This is a genomic window from Streptomyces sp. NPDC047886, assembly GCF_043204435.1.
GTDB lineage: Bacteria > Actinomycetota > Actinomycetes > Streptomycetales > Streptomycetaceae > Streptomyces.
In genome coordinates, this window is sequence record NZ_JBIDCF010000009.1 from 74,295 (window position 1) to 89,047 (window position 14,753).

The window sequence follows — 14,753 nt, forward strand, 5'->3', positions numbered from 1 at the left end:
CGGGACTACCCCGCCCGCTCCGCGTGCCCCGCCGGATCGGCGATCACATCCCGTACGACGAGGGCGGCGGCGCCCCGGGCCGCGTCACCCGACGACGACGAGGCCCGCAGCCGCCCGCTCCCGGCGGGCCACAGCCCCGACACGACCCGCCGGGTCAGCTCCGCGTCCGCCGCGGGACCCAGCCACGGCATCAGCGGCCGGTAGATCCCGCCGAGCACCACCGCGTCCGGATCCAGCAGGTTCACCGCCCCGGACAGCACCAGCCCGAGCATCCGCCCGGCCCGCTCCAGCGCCGCCACCGCCCGCGCGTCCCCCGCCCCCGCGCGCCGCTCCAGCTCCGCGACCCCCGGCAGCCCGGCCTGCTCGCCGACGCCAGCGTCCCGCAGCAGCGCCGACTGCCCCGCGTACTGCTCGAGACAGCCCCGCGAACCGCACCGGCACTCCGGCCCCTCCGCGTCCACCACCACGTGCCCGATCTCCCCGGCGAACCCGTGCGCACCGCGCAGCAGCTCACCGCCCACGACGATCGCGCCGCCCACCCCGATCTCCCCGGACAGGTACAGGAAGCTCCGCGCCTGCGCCGCGCCGCCCTCGCGTTCGCCGAACCACAGCTCGGCCAGCGCCGCCGCGTTCGCCTCGTTGTCCGAGCCGACCGGCAGCGCCCGCCGGCCCGGCCGCACCGCCCCGAGCGCCTGCCCGAACAGCCCCTCGGCCGCGACCCGGTTCCACCCCAGGTTGGGCGCCTGGCGCACGGTGCCCCCCGACACCAGGCCGGGCAGCGCCAGCCGCGCCCCCGCCGGGTGCAGGTCCTGCTCCGCCGCCGACTCCAGCGTCCGCGCCGCGATCCGGGCGGCCCGCGCCAGCACCTCACCGGGCGGCACGTCCCGGTTGTCGAGGTGCTCGGTGAGCCGTACCCGGTCGGTGCCCGCGAGATCGACGACACAGACCGCCACGTAATCGATGTTGATCTCGACCCCGAGCCCGGCCGGTCCGGTCCGCGCCACCCGCAGCGCCGTGCCGGGCCGCCCCGCCTGCCCGCTGAACGTCTTGCCCGACTCGGTGAGGAACCCACCGCCGAGCAACTGCTCCACCAGCGACGACACCGCCGCGCGCGTCAGCCCCACCCGCGCCGCCACCGCCGCCCGGGTCGCCTCGCCCTCGTCGTGCACGGCCCGCAGCACCAGGCTCAGGTTGTGCCGCCGCACGGTCGCCTTGTCGGCCTTGGGCTCCAGCGGATCCAGAGTCTTCTTCATCGCGGCCGAGCCTATGCGACGGCACGGCGCGGCTCACGGCCCGCCGGACAACAAGAAAGACCCCAGGTCGCCTGGGGTCTTCCGCTGGTGTCCGAGGGGGGACTTGAACCCCCACGCCCGATAAAGGGCACTAGCACCTCAAGCTAGCGCGTCTGCCATTCCGCCACCCGGACAAGGTGTCTGTCTCGCGGCCCTGGGCCGTTCCGACGTGGAAAACCATAGCAAACATTCGAGGTGCCCGATCACGCCCCCCGCCCCGGGGGCGGCCTTGGGTCCGGGGGCGGTCAGGAGGAGGATGTGGGGGACCACCAGCAGCGACGTGGGAGGAACAGCGTGAGCGAGTCGAACGCGGCCCGGACCGTGACCGGTGAGGACGAGGTCGTCGATCTCTGTCGCGACCTGATCCGGATCGACACGAGCAACTACGGCGACCACTCGGGACCCGGCGAGCGGGCCGCCGCGGAGTACGTCGCCGAGAAGCTCGCCGAGGTGGGCCTCGAACCGAAGATCTTCGAGTCCCACAAGGGCCGCGCCTCCACCGTGGCCAGGATCGAGGGCGAGGACCCCTCCCGGCCGGCCCTGCTCATCCACGGCCACACCGACGTCGTGCCCGCCAACGCGGCCGACTGGACGTACGACCCGTTCGCCGGGGAGGTCGCCGACGGCTGCGTGTGGGGGCGCGGCGCGGTCGACATGAAGGACATGGACGCGATGACCCTCGCGGTCGTCAGGGACCGGCTCCGCAGCGGCCGCAAGCCGCCCCGCGACATCGTGCTGGCGTTCCTCGCCGACGAGGAGGCGGGCGGCACCTACGGCGCCCGGTACCTGGTCGACAAGCACCCCGACCTCTTCGAAGGCGTCACGGAGGCCATCGGCGAGGTCGGCGGCTTCTCGTTCACGGTCAACGAGAAGCTGCGCCTGTACCTGGTGGAGACCGCCGAGAAGGGCATGCACTGGATGCGGCTCACCGTGGAGGGCACGGCCGGCCACGGCTCCATGACCAACGACGACAACGCCATCACCGAGCTGTGCGAGGCCGTGGGACGGCTCGGCCGGCACACCTGGCCGGTCAGGGTCACCAAGACCGTGCGGTCCTTCCTGGACGAGCTGTCCGACGCGCTCGGCACCCCGCTCGACCCCGAGGACATGGACGCGACCCTCGCCAAGCTCGGCGGCATCGCCAAGATGATCGGCGCGACGCTCCGCAACTCCGCCGCGCCCACCATGCTCGGCGCCGGCTACAAGGTGAACGTCATCCCCGGCCAGGCCACCGCCCATGTCGACGGGCGTTTCCTGCCCGGGTACGAGGAGGAGTTCCTCGCCGACCTCGACCGCATCCTGGGGCCGCGCGTCCGCCGCGAGGACGTGCACGGCGACAAGGCGCTGGAGACCAGCTTCGACGGCGCCCTGGTGGACGCCATGCAGACGGCGCTGAAGGCCGAGGACCCGATCGCCCGTGCCGTGCCGTACATGCTCTCCGGCGGCACCGACGCCAAGTCCTTCGACGACCTCGGCATCCGCTGCTTCGGCTTCGCGCCGCTCCAGCTCCCGCCCGAGCTGGACTTCGCCGGAATGTTCCACGGCGTGGACGAGCGGGTACCGGTGGACGGCCTGAAGTTCGGCGTACGCGTCCTGGACCGGTTCATCGACGCCAGCTGACCGGATAGTCGGCTGAAACGACACTCCAATAATCGTCCGCGTGTGCACGTCTGACCGAAAAGGGTGAACGGAGTCATCAGCTCGTAGCCCCCTCAACTTCTCCTCGTTACAGGTGGTGCGGTCCGCGGCTGGGACCGCATTGCCAACAAGGAGGAATAATGATCAAGAAGGTCGTCGCTACTGCGGCTGCCACTGGTGGTCTGGTGCTCGCTGGTGCGGGCATGGCCGTCGCCGACGCGGGTGCGCAGGGTGCGGCCGTCGGTTCCCCCGGCGTCATCTCGGGCAACGTCGTCCAGGTGCCGATCCACATCCCGATCAACGCGTGCGGCAACACGGTCAACATCATCGGCCTGCTGAACCCCGCCTTCGGCAACACCTGCGTCAACGCCTGACGTTGAGCCTCGACCCGTAAGGGTTTGAGCCCGGCCGGCCTCGGAGCGCGCGCCATGCGCTCCGGGGCCGGTGGGCATTCGGCCTCCGGGCGTGGGGCTCGGGGGGATTCGGAAGCCTAGAAGGCAGGGAACTAGCTATGCGACAGGTCACTCGAAAGGGCCTGACCATCGTGGCGGCCGCGGGTGGCGTACTCGCCCTCGGCGGCGGGTACGCACAGGCGCACACGGGCGCCGGCGCCCACGGCGGCGCCGCGAACTCCCCGGGCGTCGCGTCCGGGAATTCGGTCCAGGCGCCGGTGAGCGTGCCGGTGAACGCGTGCGGCAACTCGGTCAACGTCGTCGGTGCGCTCAACCCGACGTTCGGGAACAAGTGCGTCAACAAGTCGAACGGCGCGCACGCGAGCGGTTCGACCAGCAAGTCGCCGGGCGTCGCGTCCGGCAACAACGTCCAGGCCCCGGTGAACGTCCCGGTCAACGCCTGCGGCAACAGCGTCAACGTCGTCGGGGGCCTGAACCCGTCGTTCGGCAACAGCTGCGCGAACGGCTCGCCGCAGGGCAACCCGGGGAACCCCGGCAACCCGGGTAACCCCGGTAACCCCGGTAACCCCGGCAACCCCGGCAACCCGGGTAACCCCGGCAACCCCGGTAACCCTGGGAACCCGGGCAACCCCGGTAACCCTGGGAACCCGGGTAACCCCGGCAACCCGGGCAACCCTGGGAACCCCGGTGAGCCCGGTAACCCCGGCAACCCTGGGAACCCCGGTGAGCCCGGTAACCCCGGCAACCCGGGTGAGCCCGGCAAGCCCGGTGAGCCCGGCACTCCGGGACAGCCCGGCACGCCCGGTGAGCCCGGCTCGCCGATCGAGCCGAACAAGCCGGCCCCGCACGACGCCACCCCGCCGAAGGGTGTCGACGAGCTCGCGCACACCGGTGCGGCCCCGCTCGAGATGCTGATCCCGGCAGGCGCCGGCCTGCTGCTCGGCGGCACGCTCCTCTACCGTCGCGCCCGCCAGTCCGCCTAGGCGCGCGAGACGCCACCGAGGCGCACACAGGAGCGGGCCCCGCCACGGCGGGGCCCGCTCCCTCCTGTTCTTCCCCCTCCGCCGTTCACCAGGTGGCCCGGACCTGGCGGATGATGCGGCGGCGCAGCCGCACCCTCCGGCTTCCGTCCCGGTGCAGGCTCAGACGGTCCAGCTCCCAGTGCCCGTACTCGGCCCGGTCGGTGAGCAGGCGGGTCGCCTCCTTGCGGGAGACGCCCCGCGGCACGTACACGTCGACAAATTCGTATTCCGGCATCGCATCTATTGTGCGGGCACGGCCCAGGTACGGATAGCGTCTGCACTATGTCTGATGCTGCGCAGCCCACCGCTGCCGAGGTACGTGCCGCCGCCGAGGCGGTCAAGGCCGCACTGGACCGTCACCTGGAGGCGGTCGAGAACCGCACGGGTGATGACGACCCGGCGGTCAACGCCGCGTTCAACGCCCTCGCGTCCGCCGCCGAGGCGTACGACGAGCGGCTGTACGACCGGTACGACGAGGTCACGCCCTTCGAGATCCCGGGCGTGGAGGACACCCTCCCGCCGTACACGGGTCCCGACGAGCCGAGTGCGCTGAGCGTGATGATCCGCCGCGACTACGCGGTGGCCGAGCCGCAGCGGCTGCTCGCGCAGGCCCAGCGCATCGCGGACGTGGAACGCGCCGACGACGGATCGGAAGCGGCACCGGTGGTGGGCTCCAGCATCCACGCGGCGCTCGGCGTGCTGTTCGGCGAGTACGAGCCCGACGAGATCGCCTCCCGGCACAAGGAGTTCGGCCTGGAGGAGGGCGACTCGACCCTCTGGGTGGCGGCCGCCGACGACCTGCCCGAACCGGGGGAGTGGCTCAGCACCCCGTTCGACCAGGCCGACCCCGGCCGGGTCGTCTGCCGCTTCGACGTCAGTGCCGTCTTCGACGAGGACGAGATGTACGGAGAGGACCTCACCGACCGACCCGACGACACGCGCTGAGGCCGGTCCGCCCCGGGCGGACGTGTCCCCGCCCGGGAAGCACGGTCGCGCCGCCCCCGCGCGCCGTCCCCGGCCGGGTGCGGCCTTCGCGGGTGCGGCCGTCCGCCGGGTGCCGTCTTGGGCCGGGTGCGCCCTCGCACGTACGGTCTTCGCGGGTGCGGCCTTCGCCGGTGCGGCCTCCGTCGGGTGCCGGCTCGGCCGGGTGCGGCCCTCGGGGCTGCGGCCTCCGTCGGGCGCTGTCCCCGGCCGGTGCGGCCCTCCGCCGGGTGGGCCCTCGCGGGTGCGGCCCTCGCGGGTGCCGCCTCCGCCGGGTGCCGGCTCGGGCCGGGTGCGGCCCTCCGTGGCGGGCGGTCCGCCGGCTGGCGGACCCGCCACAGGTGTACCGCCGGCGGGCTCTGCTGCTTCCGGGGCTGCTGCCGGACTACTCCTCGGGCACGGCCGACAGCCCCTCCAGCAGGCCGCGCAGCCGCGTCGTACGGTCCTGCGACGGCGGCTGGGCGACCGCCTGCGGCAGGGCCTGGTCCACCCCGTGGACCACCGACAGGTGCCGGGCGCCCCGGCCGAACGCGGTGTAGACCCAGCTCCGGTCCAAGGCCGGCGCCGCGTCCCCCGGCAGCACGACCACCGCGGCGGGCCAGCGCATTCCGGCGGCCTGGTGCGCGGTGAGCGCCCAGCCGTGCCGCACCGCCGACTCCACCCGCTCCTTGGGCACGACGAGCCGCTCGCCCTCGCAGTCCAGGTGCAGACCCGCCGGGTCGGCGGAGAGCACCGTGCCCTGCGCCGTGCGCCCCGGCGCCGCCGCGTACGCCACGCGGTCGCCCGGATCGAACCCGCCGAACCGTCCGGGGCCGGGATTGAGCCGCTGCTTCAGCGCTGTGTTCAGGGCCCGCGTCCCCGCCGAGCCGCCATGGCCCACCGTGATGACCTGGGTCTCCTCCGGCGTCACCCCGAACGCCCTCGGCACCGAGTCGGCGACGAGCTGAACCGTCCGGTGCACGGCCTCGCCCGCGTCCCGCACGGGGACGATGACGATCTCCTTGCCGGGTGCGTCGACCTGGTTCAGCTCGCCGATGCCGATGCCCGACACCAGCTCACCGATCGGCCCGGAGTCCGGCGTCCGCGAGGCGACCTGCGGGCACGCGCGCGCGGCGAGCAGATCCCCGAAGACCCGGCCGGCGCCCGCCGACGGCAGGACCGCCGGGTCGCCGCTGAGCACCAGACGGCACCCGTCCGGTACCGACTCCACCAGCATCGCGGCGGTCTCGACGTCCAGTTGCGGGGCGTCGAGCACGACCAGCAGGTCCAGCGCCAGGGCCCCGTCCTCGTCCCGGCCGGGACCGTCCGCGGCGGAGAGCAGCCCGGTCACCGTGACCGCGCCGCTGTCCCGGCCGAGCCGGCGGCGGCCGTTCTCGCAGTGCGTGGCCACCGCCACCCGCAGCCCCAGCTCCCGCGCCGCCCCGGCCAGGGCGACGGGTTCCGCGCGCGCCGCCTCGCCGCCGGTGTGCGCGACCAGCCCGTGCGCGGCGACCGCCCGGGCCAGTTCCGTCGGCGGCGCCGCCTCCCAGCGGGCGTCGGGCCCTGACCGGGCGAGCCTGGCCAGGCCGTCGGCGAGGCTCTCCTCCGCGAGCGCGTACCGGTCCAGTCCGAGCAGCACCGGCACCGGCTCCACCACGGGCGCGGCCCCACCGGCGTCCGGCGCGGCGTCCTGCGCGGTCTCCTCCGGCTCCTCCTCGTCCGCCCCGTCGTGGAACACCAGTACCGCGCCCCCGGCGACGGCGTGCTCCACCGCCTTGTCGGGCTCGGGCACCGACCGCTCAGCGAGGGCCGCGCGTACGGCGGCCGCGTCCAGCGCCGTATGCCCCTGGAGCGCCGCCCGCTCCAGCAGCCAGCCGATCAACGCGTCCGTCCGCCGGCCGTCCCCGGGGCCGCACTCGGCTCCGAGCAGCGCGCGGGCGAAGCCGTCCGCCTGTTCCGGCCGCACCCCGGACACCGACAGCAGCAGCCAGGGGTCGTCGCGCAGGGCGTCCGGCGCCGTGTCGCCGAGCGCCGTCGCCACCCGGGGGGCGAGCGTCTCCGGAGCGCCGCCCTCGGCCAGGACGGCCCGTACCGCCGCGACCGTCTCCGGCGTCGCCGTCCGGGCGGCGCGTGCGACGACCTCGGCGGTCTGCGGCCGCGTGGGCGCGGCCGGTGCGGGGGCGGCCTTCCGGGGCGCGGGCGCCGGGGCGGGGGAGGCGAAGAACCCGGCGCCGGACTTCTCGCCGCTCTCCACCGCCCGTACGGCCGCCAGCAGGTCGGCCGCCGTACCGCTGAGTTTGGTGCCGGCCTCGATCGGGCCGGCCTTCTCGGCCTTCCGGCGCTCGATCCGGGCCCGCAGTTCGCGCTGGGCGGCCAGCTCGGCCTCCGTCTCCGACGGCGCGGCGTCATCGGCCGCCGCTGCGGCTCCCGCGCCCTCGGCGTCCACGGGGGCCTCGGCGTTCCCGCCGCTCCCGGGCTCGTCCGGTTCCGCGGGCTCCTCCGTCTCGCCGGGCTCTTCCGGCTCGTCAGGTTCCGCTGCGGCGTTCTCCACGGCGGCGCCCTCCTCGGGCGCGCCGGGGGAGCCGGCTGCCGAGGAGTCGGCTGCGGGAGAGCCGGTCTCCGCCTCGGCGGCGGGTGCGGCGGCGTCCTGGTCGTCGGCCGGGGTACCGGGGGCCGCCCCCCGGGGTAGCGCGGTCACAGCGTGCTCCAGTCCTGATCGGGATAGCGGTGCACGGGCGCCGACACATCGTCCAGCGCCTGGCAGATCTCGTCCGGAAGCGTAAGCGCCTCCACTGACAGCGCGGCCGACAGCTGCCGCGCGTTGCGCGCGCCGACCACCGGTGCCGCCACGCCGGGCCGGTCCCGCACCCATGCCAGCGCCACCTGGAGCGGTGTCACGGCCAGCCCGTCGGCGGCCGTCACCACCGCGTCCACGATCCGGCTCGCGGCGTCGTCCAGATACGGTTCCACGAACGGCGCCAGCTGCTCCGACGCGCCCCGCGAGTCGATCGGTGTGGCGTCGTTGCGGTACTTGCCCGTCAGTACGCCCCGCCCCAGCGGCGACGACGGCAGCAGTCCCACGCCCAGGTCGAGCGCGGCGGGCAGCACCTCCCGCTCCACGCCCCGCTGGAGCAGCGAGTACTCCATCTGCGTGCCGGCGAGCCTGGCCCGCGTGCCGGGCGCCGCGAGCTGCCACGTCGCGGCCTTGGCGAGCTGCCAGCCGCAGAAGTTCGACACGCCGACATAGCGGGCCCGTCCGGTGCCGACCGCGATGTCCAGCGCCTGGAGCGTCTCCTCCAGCGGGGTCTGCGGGTCGAAGGCGTGGACCTGCCACAGGTCGACGTAGTCGGTGCCGAGCCTGGCCAGCGAGGCGTCGAGGGCCCCGAGCAGATGGCCGCGCGACCCGTCGAACCGCCGGTCCGGGTCGGCCACGCTGCCCGCCTTCGTCGCGATCACCAGGTCGCGGCGCGGCACCAGCCGCTCCACGAGCTGCCCGAGCAGGTACTCGGCCTCGCCGCCGCCGTACACGTCGGCGGTGTCGATCAGCGTGCCGCCGGCCTCCCAGAACACCTTCAACTGGTCCGCGGCGTCGTGCTCGTCGGTGTCCCGGCCCCAGGTGAGGGTGCCGAGCCCTATCCGGGACACGCGCAGGCCGGTACGGCCGAGATGCCTCTGCTCCATGGGCGCGAGATTACTGGCCAAGGGCCCACGCGGAGAGAGCCTGTGGACAACCTTCCCGCGCCAAGGTCGCCGACGTCCCCTGACGGATCGACGGCCCGCGCGCTAGAGTCCGCAGACCAAGAACGTTACCCGTGGGTAAATGACGTACGGGCGTACCGGCGTACGGATGTACGGGCGTACGTGAGTACGTGAGTCGATGAGTAAGTCGATGAGTAAGGGGACCGGCATGCGGCTCGGCATCAACCTCGGCTACTGGGGTGCGGGCATGGACGGCGACAACCTCGCGGTCGCCCAGGAGGCGGACCGCCTCGGCTATGACGTCTGCTGGGCGGCGGAGGCGTACGGTTCGGACGCCCCGACGGTCCTGTCCTGGGTCGCCGCCCAGACGGAGAACATCGACGTCGGTTCCGCGATCATGCAGATCCCGGCCCGCCAGCCCGCGATGACCGCGATGACGGCCGCCACGCTCGACTCGCTCTCCGGCGGCCGCTTCCGCCTCGGCCTGGGGGTGTCGGGACCGCAGGTCTCCGAGGGCTGGTACGGCGTGAAGTTCGACAAGCCGCTGGCCCGCACCCGCGAGTACGTCGAGATCGTCCGCAAGGCCATGTCCCGCGAGCGGCTCAGTTACGAGGGGCGGCACTGGACGCTGCCGCTCCCCGGCGGCCCCGGCAAGCCGATCAAGCTGACCGTGCACCCCCAGCGCGAGCACATCCCGCTCTACATCGCGGCGATCGGCCCGAAGAACCTGGAGCAGACCGGTGAGATCGCCGACGGTGCCCTGCTGATCTTCCCGTCCGCCGCGCACCTGGAGGACACGGCGCTGCGGCACATCCGCGCGGGCCGCGAGAAGGCCGGCAAGACCATGGACGGCTTCGACGTCTGCCCCACCCTGCCGCTGGCCGTCGGCGACGACGTCAACGCCCTCGCGGACACGTTCCGGCCGTACACCGCGCTGTACGTCGGCGGCATGGGCAGCCGGAAGCAGAACTTCTACAACCAGCTCGCGCAGCGGATGGGGTACGAGAAGGAGGCCGCCGAGATCCAGGACAGGTACCTGTCCGGTGACAAGCAGGGCGCCGCGGCCGCCGTCCCGCACCAGCTGATCGACCAGACCGCCCTGCTGGGCTCGGTCGACCGGATCGCCGACCGGATGGCGGCGTACGCCGCGGCCGGTGTCACGACCCTGACCCTCGCCCCCGCCGGGTTCACGCTCGACGAGCGGATCGCCGCCCTGAGGGCCGGCACCGAGGCGCTGGAGCGCGCCGGGCTCGTCGACTAGGCCCGGAGACCCGCGCGGCGGAGATCCGCGCGGGCTCCCTGTGAGGAGGTCTGCGGCCGTGGTGGGGGCTCGGGGTCATCCCCGCCACGGCCGTCACGCAGCACAACGCGCCACCGGTCCGCCGGGTTACGCCGCGACACCCGAGGGCGGGCGGGTACCTGCGTTCCCGTGCTCACACCTCCGTACACCTCCCGGCTGCCGACGCGCTCCGCCGTTCGGCGGAGTCGACCGGCCCAGCTGTTGCCACCCCATCCCTCCGGCACTTCACTCGTACCTTGCAGCAGGACGCGCTTTGCGCAGGACGCGCACGTGGAGGTGGCAGCGATGCTTTCGGCCCGGAGTCTGTTCCAGGAGATCGTCGACAACGACGAGTCCTATCAGCTGTTCTGTTCCATCGCGGCCAGTGGGGAGGCGCAGGGCGGCTGGGAGAACGCCCGGATCGCGGCCCTCGTGCCGGAGTCCCTGCGCGAACTCGCGCCCAAGATCACCCGGCACGGCGCCGACGAGGACAAGCACGGGCGGATCTTCAACGCCCTGCTCAAGAAGCGCGGGCTCGACCCGGTCCCGGTCCCGCCGGAGACCGACTACACGATGCTCCTCGAACAGCGCGGCATCGGTCTCGCCCACGAAAAGCTCCGCCGTGACGAGGCCCTCACCGAGGACGACATCCTGGTCTACCTGTCCCACAGCCGGGTCACCGAGCAGCGCGCAGCCGACCAGATGGACATGCTGGTCAAGCACTTCGGCGACCACCCCGAGGTGGGCAAGGCCATCCGCATGATCGGTGCCGACGAGGACAACCACCTCGCCTACTGCCACGAGGAGCTTCTCCGCCTCGCGTACGCGGGGCACGGCCGGGCCATCCAGCGCACCCTGCGCGAGTGCGCCCTCGCCGAGATCGCCGTCTACCGCGACGTGAGCCTCGCCGTCATGGACCACATGGGCCGCATCCTGCGATGGCCCCGTGCCAAGTCCGCCGTCCTGGCCGGGGGCATCCGCGCCATGTACGCGTACGAGCGGGCCGGCGGCTGGCGGCGCATGGTCGACCTGAAGATGCCCCAGCGGCGCGACGCCCTCGGTGGCCCGGCGCAGGCGGCCCCGGCGTTCTGACCGGGCCCCGGCGCTCTGACCGGCCTCCGGCGCTCCGGGCGAGCCCTGGCGCTCCGGGCGGGCCCCGGCACCCTGGGCGACCCGTCGGGCAGTGGCGGGCGCCGCGCGCTACAGCCAGCCGCGCCGCTTGAAGAGCCGGTACAGGCTCGCGACCGCGACGGCCATCAGCACGATGAGCGCCGGGTACGACCACAGCCAGTGCAACTCCGGCATGTGCGTGAAGTTCATGCCGTAGACGCCGGCCACCATCGTCGGCACCGCCGCCATGGCCGCCCACGCCGAGATCTTCCGCATGTCGTCGTTCTGCCGCACGCCCATCTGCGCGAGATGCGCGGAGAGAATGTCCGAAAGCAGCCGGTCGAGACCCTCCACCTGTTCGGTGGCCCGGGTGAGGTGGTCGCTGACGTCCCGGAAGAACGGCTGCGCCCGCTCGCTGACGTACGGCACGCCCGCGCCCGCGAGCCGGGCCATCGGCGGGGCGAGCGGCCCCGCGGCCCGGCGGAACTCCAGCACCTGCCGTTTGAACGTGTAGATCCGTGACGCCGTGTTCTTGGCGTCCCCTCCCGTCGGCTGGAACACGTCCGCCTCCAGCTCCTCCAGGTCCACCTGGAGCTCCGACGCCACGTCGATGTAGTAGTCCACGACGGCGTCGCTTATCGCGTACAGCACCGACGTCGGGCCGTGCCGGAGCATCTCCGGCTCCGCCTCCAGCCGCTGCCTGACCGCCGCCAGCGGCGCCCCCTCGCCGTGCCGGACCGTCACGACGAACGAGTCGCCCATGAAGACCATCAGCTCCCCGGCCGACACCGTGTCGCCCCGCGGCTCGTACACGATCGGCTTGAGGACCATGAACAGCGAGTCCTCGTACACCTCCAGCTTCGGGCGCTGGTGCGCCTTCAGGGCGTCCTCCACCGCCAGCGGGTGCAGCCCGAACTCCTCGGCCACCCGGTCGAACTCCTGGGCCGTCGGCTCGTGCAGGCCGATCCAGAGGAACGCGTCGACGGCGTCCCTGGCCTGTTCCAGCGCGGCGACGACATCGGTGGGCCCCGCACGGCGGCGCCCGTCCCGGTAGATGGCACAGTCCACGATCACGGCGCGTATTCTTCCCCGGACCTGGCCCCCACGCACGCGTGGCGCCGCCTAGGCTGGCGTTCATGGCCACGTTGATCCTCGTACGGCACGGACGTTCCACCGCCAACACCGCGGGCCTGCTCGCGGGCCGCACCCCCGGCGTCGGGCTCGACGAACGCGGCGCGGCCCAAGCGGCCGGGCTGCCGGGACGGCTGGCCGGCGTGCCGCTCGCGCTGGCCGTCAGCAGCCCGCTGCAGCGCTGCCGCGAGACCCTGCGACCGCTTCTCGCCGCCCGCCCGGAGCTGGTCCTGCACACCGACGAGCGGATCAACGAGTGCGACTACGGCGACTGGTCGGGCCGCAAGCTCGCGGAGCTCTCCGACGAACCGCTGATGCAGATCGTGCAGCAGCACCCGTCGGCGGCCGCCTTCCCGGGCGGCGAGTCGATGCGGGCCATGCAGACCCGCGCCGTCGACGCCGTACGCGAGTGGAACGCGCGCGTGGACGCCGAGAACGGCGAGGACGCCGCCTATGTGATGTGCTCGCACGGAGACGTCATCAAGTCCCTGGTCGCCGACGCCCTCGGGATGCACCTCGACCTGTTCCAGCGGATCCACGTGGACCCGTGCTCGGTGACGGTGATCCGGTACACCCGGCTGCGGCCGTTCCTCGTACGGCTCGGCGACACGGGCGACTTCACGGCGTTCGCGCCCCGCGAGACGGGCGGCGACGGGGCCGCGGAGGTGGGCGGCGGCGCGGGCGCACCGTGATCGCCGGGCACAGTAGGGTGGACGCGCCGCTGTGGTCGCCGTGGTGCCGAACCGCCGTGGTGCCGAACTCACGAGTCAAGGGAGAGGGAACGTGTCCCGTCAGGTGTTCCTCTATGACCCGCCGGAGCGTTTCGTGGCGGGTACGGTCGGGCTGCCTGGTCGCCGTACGTTCTTCCTCCAGGCGTCCGCCGGGGGGCGGGTCACCAGCGTCGCGCTGGAGAAGACCCAGGTGGCGGCGCTCGCCGAGCGCATGGACGAGCTGCTGGACGAGGTGGTGCGGCGCACCGGGGGCAACGCCCCGGTACCGGCCGTCGCGCCCTCGGACGTCACCGACACCGCCCCGCTCGACGCGCCGGTCGAGGAGGAGTTCCGGGTCGGCACGATGGCCCTCGCCTGGGACGGCGACGAACAGCGCATGATCGTCGAGGCGCAGGCGCTGGTCGAGCTGGACGCCGACTCCGAGGAGGACCTGGCGGAGGCCGAGGAACGGCTCCTCCAGGACGAGGAGAACGGCCCGCCGATGCTGCGGGTCCGGCTGACCGGCGCGCAGGCGAGGGCGTTCGCCAAGCGCGCGCTCGACGTGGTCAACGCGGGCCGCCCGCCGTGCCCGCTGTGCAGCCTGCCGCTCGATCCGGAAGGACACGTATGCCCGCGCCAGAACGGATACCGCCGGGGGGCCTGACGGCGGTGGACGCGCACGCGCTGCTCACCGAGGGGGAGCTGACCGTACGGGGCCAGGTCCGCGAGGCGTCGAACGCGGTGCTGCTCTGCTCGGTCTCGTACGAGGGCGAGACGGCCGACTGCGTCTACAAGCCCGTCGCGGGCGAGCGGCCGCTGTGGGACTTCCCCGACGGCACCCTCGCCCAGCGCGAGGTCGCCGCCTACGAGGTCGCCCGGGCCACCGGCTGGGACCTCGTCCCGCCGACCGTGCTGCGGGACGGTCCGTACGGCCAGGGCATGGTCCAGCTGTGGATCGACGGCGACCCGTCGGTCTCGCTCCTCGCGCTCGTGGAGGAGGACGAGCCGGGCGACGGCTGGAAGGCGGTCGGCCAGGCCCAGGTCGGCGAGGGCCGCACGGCCCTGCTCGTCCACGCCGACGACATCCGGCTGCGGCGGCTCGCCGTGCTCGACGCGGTGATCAACAACGGCGACCGCAAGGGCGGCCACCTGCTGCCCGCGCCCGACGGCCGGCTGTACGGCATCGACCACGGCGTCACCTTCCACGTGGACGACAAGCTGCGCACGCTGCTGTGGGGCTGGGCGGGCGAACCGCTCCCGGCGGAGGCGCTGGAGGTGCTCGCCCGGCTGGACGCCCGGCTCGCGGCCGGCGCCACGCTCGCCACCCGGCTGGCGGAATTGATCACTCCGGCCGAGGTCGCGGCGGTTCGCGACCGGGTCGCCGCCCTGCGCAAGGCGGCCAGGCACCCGGAACCCTCCGGTCAGTGGCCCGCGATCCCCTGGCCGCCCGTCTGACCCCCGCACATCCCGGCGCATCGCACAAGAGTGTGTAACCGGTC

Annotated in this window: 14 protein-coding genes and 1 tRNA gene; 9 read left to right on the plus strand and 6 right to left on the minus strand. The window is 73.6% G+C overall.

All coding sequences use genetic code 11. The features are described from left to right. Positions 1–5: 5 nt before the first annotated feature. Together ACGF5U_RS25885 and ACGF5U_RS25890 are read right to left on the minus strand one after the other, a co-directional pair. Positions 6–1,253: an ROK family protein gene (locus tag ACGF5U_RS25885; protein WP_392715346.1), complete on the minus strand. Its 1,248-nt coding sequence runs from the start codon at positions 1,251–1,253 to the stop codon at positions 6–8. An 85-nt stretch (positions 1,254–1,338) separates the two neighbouring features. Beyond that, positions 1,339–1,426: transfer RNA gene (locus ACGF5U_RS25890), tRNA-Leu, on the minus strand. Positions 1,427–1,586: 160 nt separating this feature from the next. On the opposite strand from ACGF5U_RS25890, the gene ACGF5U_RS25895 reads away from it, so the two are divergent. The 3 genes from ACGF5U_RS25895 (at position 1,587) to ACGF5U_RS25905 (ending at position 4,326) form a co-directional block, all read left to right on the plus strand. Continuing rightward, on the plus strand, positions 1,587–2,912 hold the full coding sequence (locus tag ACGF5U_RS25895; protein ID WP_392715345.1) for a M20/M25/M40 family metallo-hydrolase: 1,326 nt from the start codon (positions 1,587–1,589) through the stop codon (positions 2,910–2,912). Between the two features lie 158 nt (positions 2,913–3,070). Continuing rightward, a complete protein-coding gene (locus ACGF5U_RS25900) occupies positions 3,071–3,304 on the plus strand; it encodes a chaplin (RefSeq protein ID WP_392715344.1) in 234 nt (77 codons plus the stop codon). A gap of 137 nt (positions 3,305–3,441) precedes the next feature. Next, positions 3,442–4,326, plus strand: coding sequence for a chaplin (locus ACGF5U_RS25905; protein ID WP_392715343.1), 885 nt, complete (start codon positions 3,442–3,444; stop codon positions 4,324–4,326). Positions 4,327–4,411: 85 nt separating this feature from the next. Here the strand turns inward: ACGF5U_RS25905 and ACGF5U_RS25910 are convergent, their stop codons facing one another. Next, on the minus strand, positions 4,412–4,600 hold the full coding sequence (locus ACGF5U_RS25910; RefSeq protein WP_392715342.1) for a DUF5703 family protein: 189 nt from the start codon (positions 4,598–4,600) through the stop codon (positions 4,412–4,414). A 47-nt stretch (positions 4,601–4,647) separates the two neighbouring features. Here ACGF5U_RS25910 and ACGF5U_RS25915 point away from each other — a divergent pair, with 47 nt between their 5' ends. Next, on the plus strand, positions 4,648–5,310 hold the full coding sequence (locus ACGF5U_RS25915) for a hypothetical protein (RefSeq protein ID WP_392715341.1): 663 nt from the start codon (positions 4,648–4,650) through the stop codon (positions 5,308–5,310). A gap of 421 nt (positions 5,311–5,731) precedes the next feature. On the opposite strand, the gene ACGF5U_RS25920 is transcribed toward ACGF5U_RS25915, so the two are convergent. Both ACGF5U_RS25920 and ACGF5U_RS25925 read right to left on the minus strand, forming a co-directional pair. After that, positions 5,732–8,023, minus strand: a complete 2,292-nt coding sequence (locus ACGF5U_RS25920; RefSeq protein ID WP_392715340.1) for a helix-hairpin-helix domain-containing protein — start codon at positions 8,021–8,023, stop codon at positions 5,732–5,734. Then, positions 8,020–9,006 carry an aldo/keto reductase gene (locus tag ACGF5U_RS25925; RefSeq protein ID WP_392715339.1) on the minus strand — a complete coding sequence of 329 codons (987 nt, stop codon included), beginning with the start codon at positions 9,004–9,006 and terminating at the stop codon, positions 8,020–8,022. Before ACGF5U_RS25925 ends, ACGF5U_RS25920 begins: the two co-directional genes overlap by 4 nt. A 226-nt stretch (positions 9,007–9,232) precedes the next feature. On the opposite strand from ACGF5U_RS25925, the gene ACGF5U_RS25930 reads away from it, so the two are divergent. Both ACGF5U_RS25930 and ACGF5U_RS25935 read left to right on the plus strand, forming a co-directional pair. Next, positions 9,233–10,285: an LLM class F420-dependent oxidoreductase gene (locus tag ACGF5U_RS25930; RefSeq protein WP_392715471.1), complete on the plus strand. Its 1,053-nt coding sequence runs from the start codon at positions 9,233–9,235 to the stop codon at positions 10,283–10,285. Positions 10,286–10,609: 324 nt separating this feature from the next. Then, positions 10,610–11,395 (plus strand): ferritin-like domain-containing protein, encoded by a 786-nt coding sequence (locus tag ACGF5U_RS25935; protein ID WP_392715338.1) that lies wholly within the window; start codon positions 10,610–10,612, stop codon positions 11,393–11,395. A gap of 108 nt (positions 11,396–11,503) precedes the next feature. Here the strand turns inward: ACGF5U_RS25935 and corA are convergent, their stop codons facing one another. After that, a complete protein-coding gene (gene corA / locus ACGF5U_RS25940; protein WP_392715470.1) occupies positions 11,504–12,496 on the minus strand; it encodes a magnesium/cobalt transporter CorA in 993 nt (330 codons plus the stop codon). 53 nt (positions 12,497–12,549) lie between these two features. Between corA and ACGF5U_RS25945 the strand changes: the two genes are divergently transcribed. From ACGF5U_RS25945 to ACGF5U_RS25955, 3 genes are all read left to right on the plus strand, one after another. Beyond that, a complete protein-coding gene (locus ACGF5U_RS25945) occupies positions 12,550–13,236 on the plus strand; it encodes a histidine phosphatase family protein (protein WP_392715337.1) in 687 nt (228 codons plus the stop codon). A gap of 91 nt (positions 13,237–13,327) precedes the next feature. Continuing rightward, a complete protein-coding gene (locus ACGF5U_RS25950; RefSeq protein ID WP_392715336.1) occupies positions 13,328–13,918 on the plus strand; it encodes a DUF3090 domain-containing protein in 591 nt (196 codons plus the stop codon). Continuing rightward, positions 13,882–14,709: an SCO1664 family protein gene (locus ACGF5U_RS25955; RefSeq protein ID WP_392715335.1), complete on the plus strand. Its 828-nt coding sequence runs from the start codon at positions 13,882–13,884 to the stop codon at positions 14,707–14,709. Before ACGF5U_RS25950 ends, ACGF5U_RS25955 begins: the two co-directional genes overlap by 37 nt. The last annotated feature ends 44 nt before the right edge of the window (positions 14,710–14,753 follow it).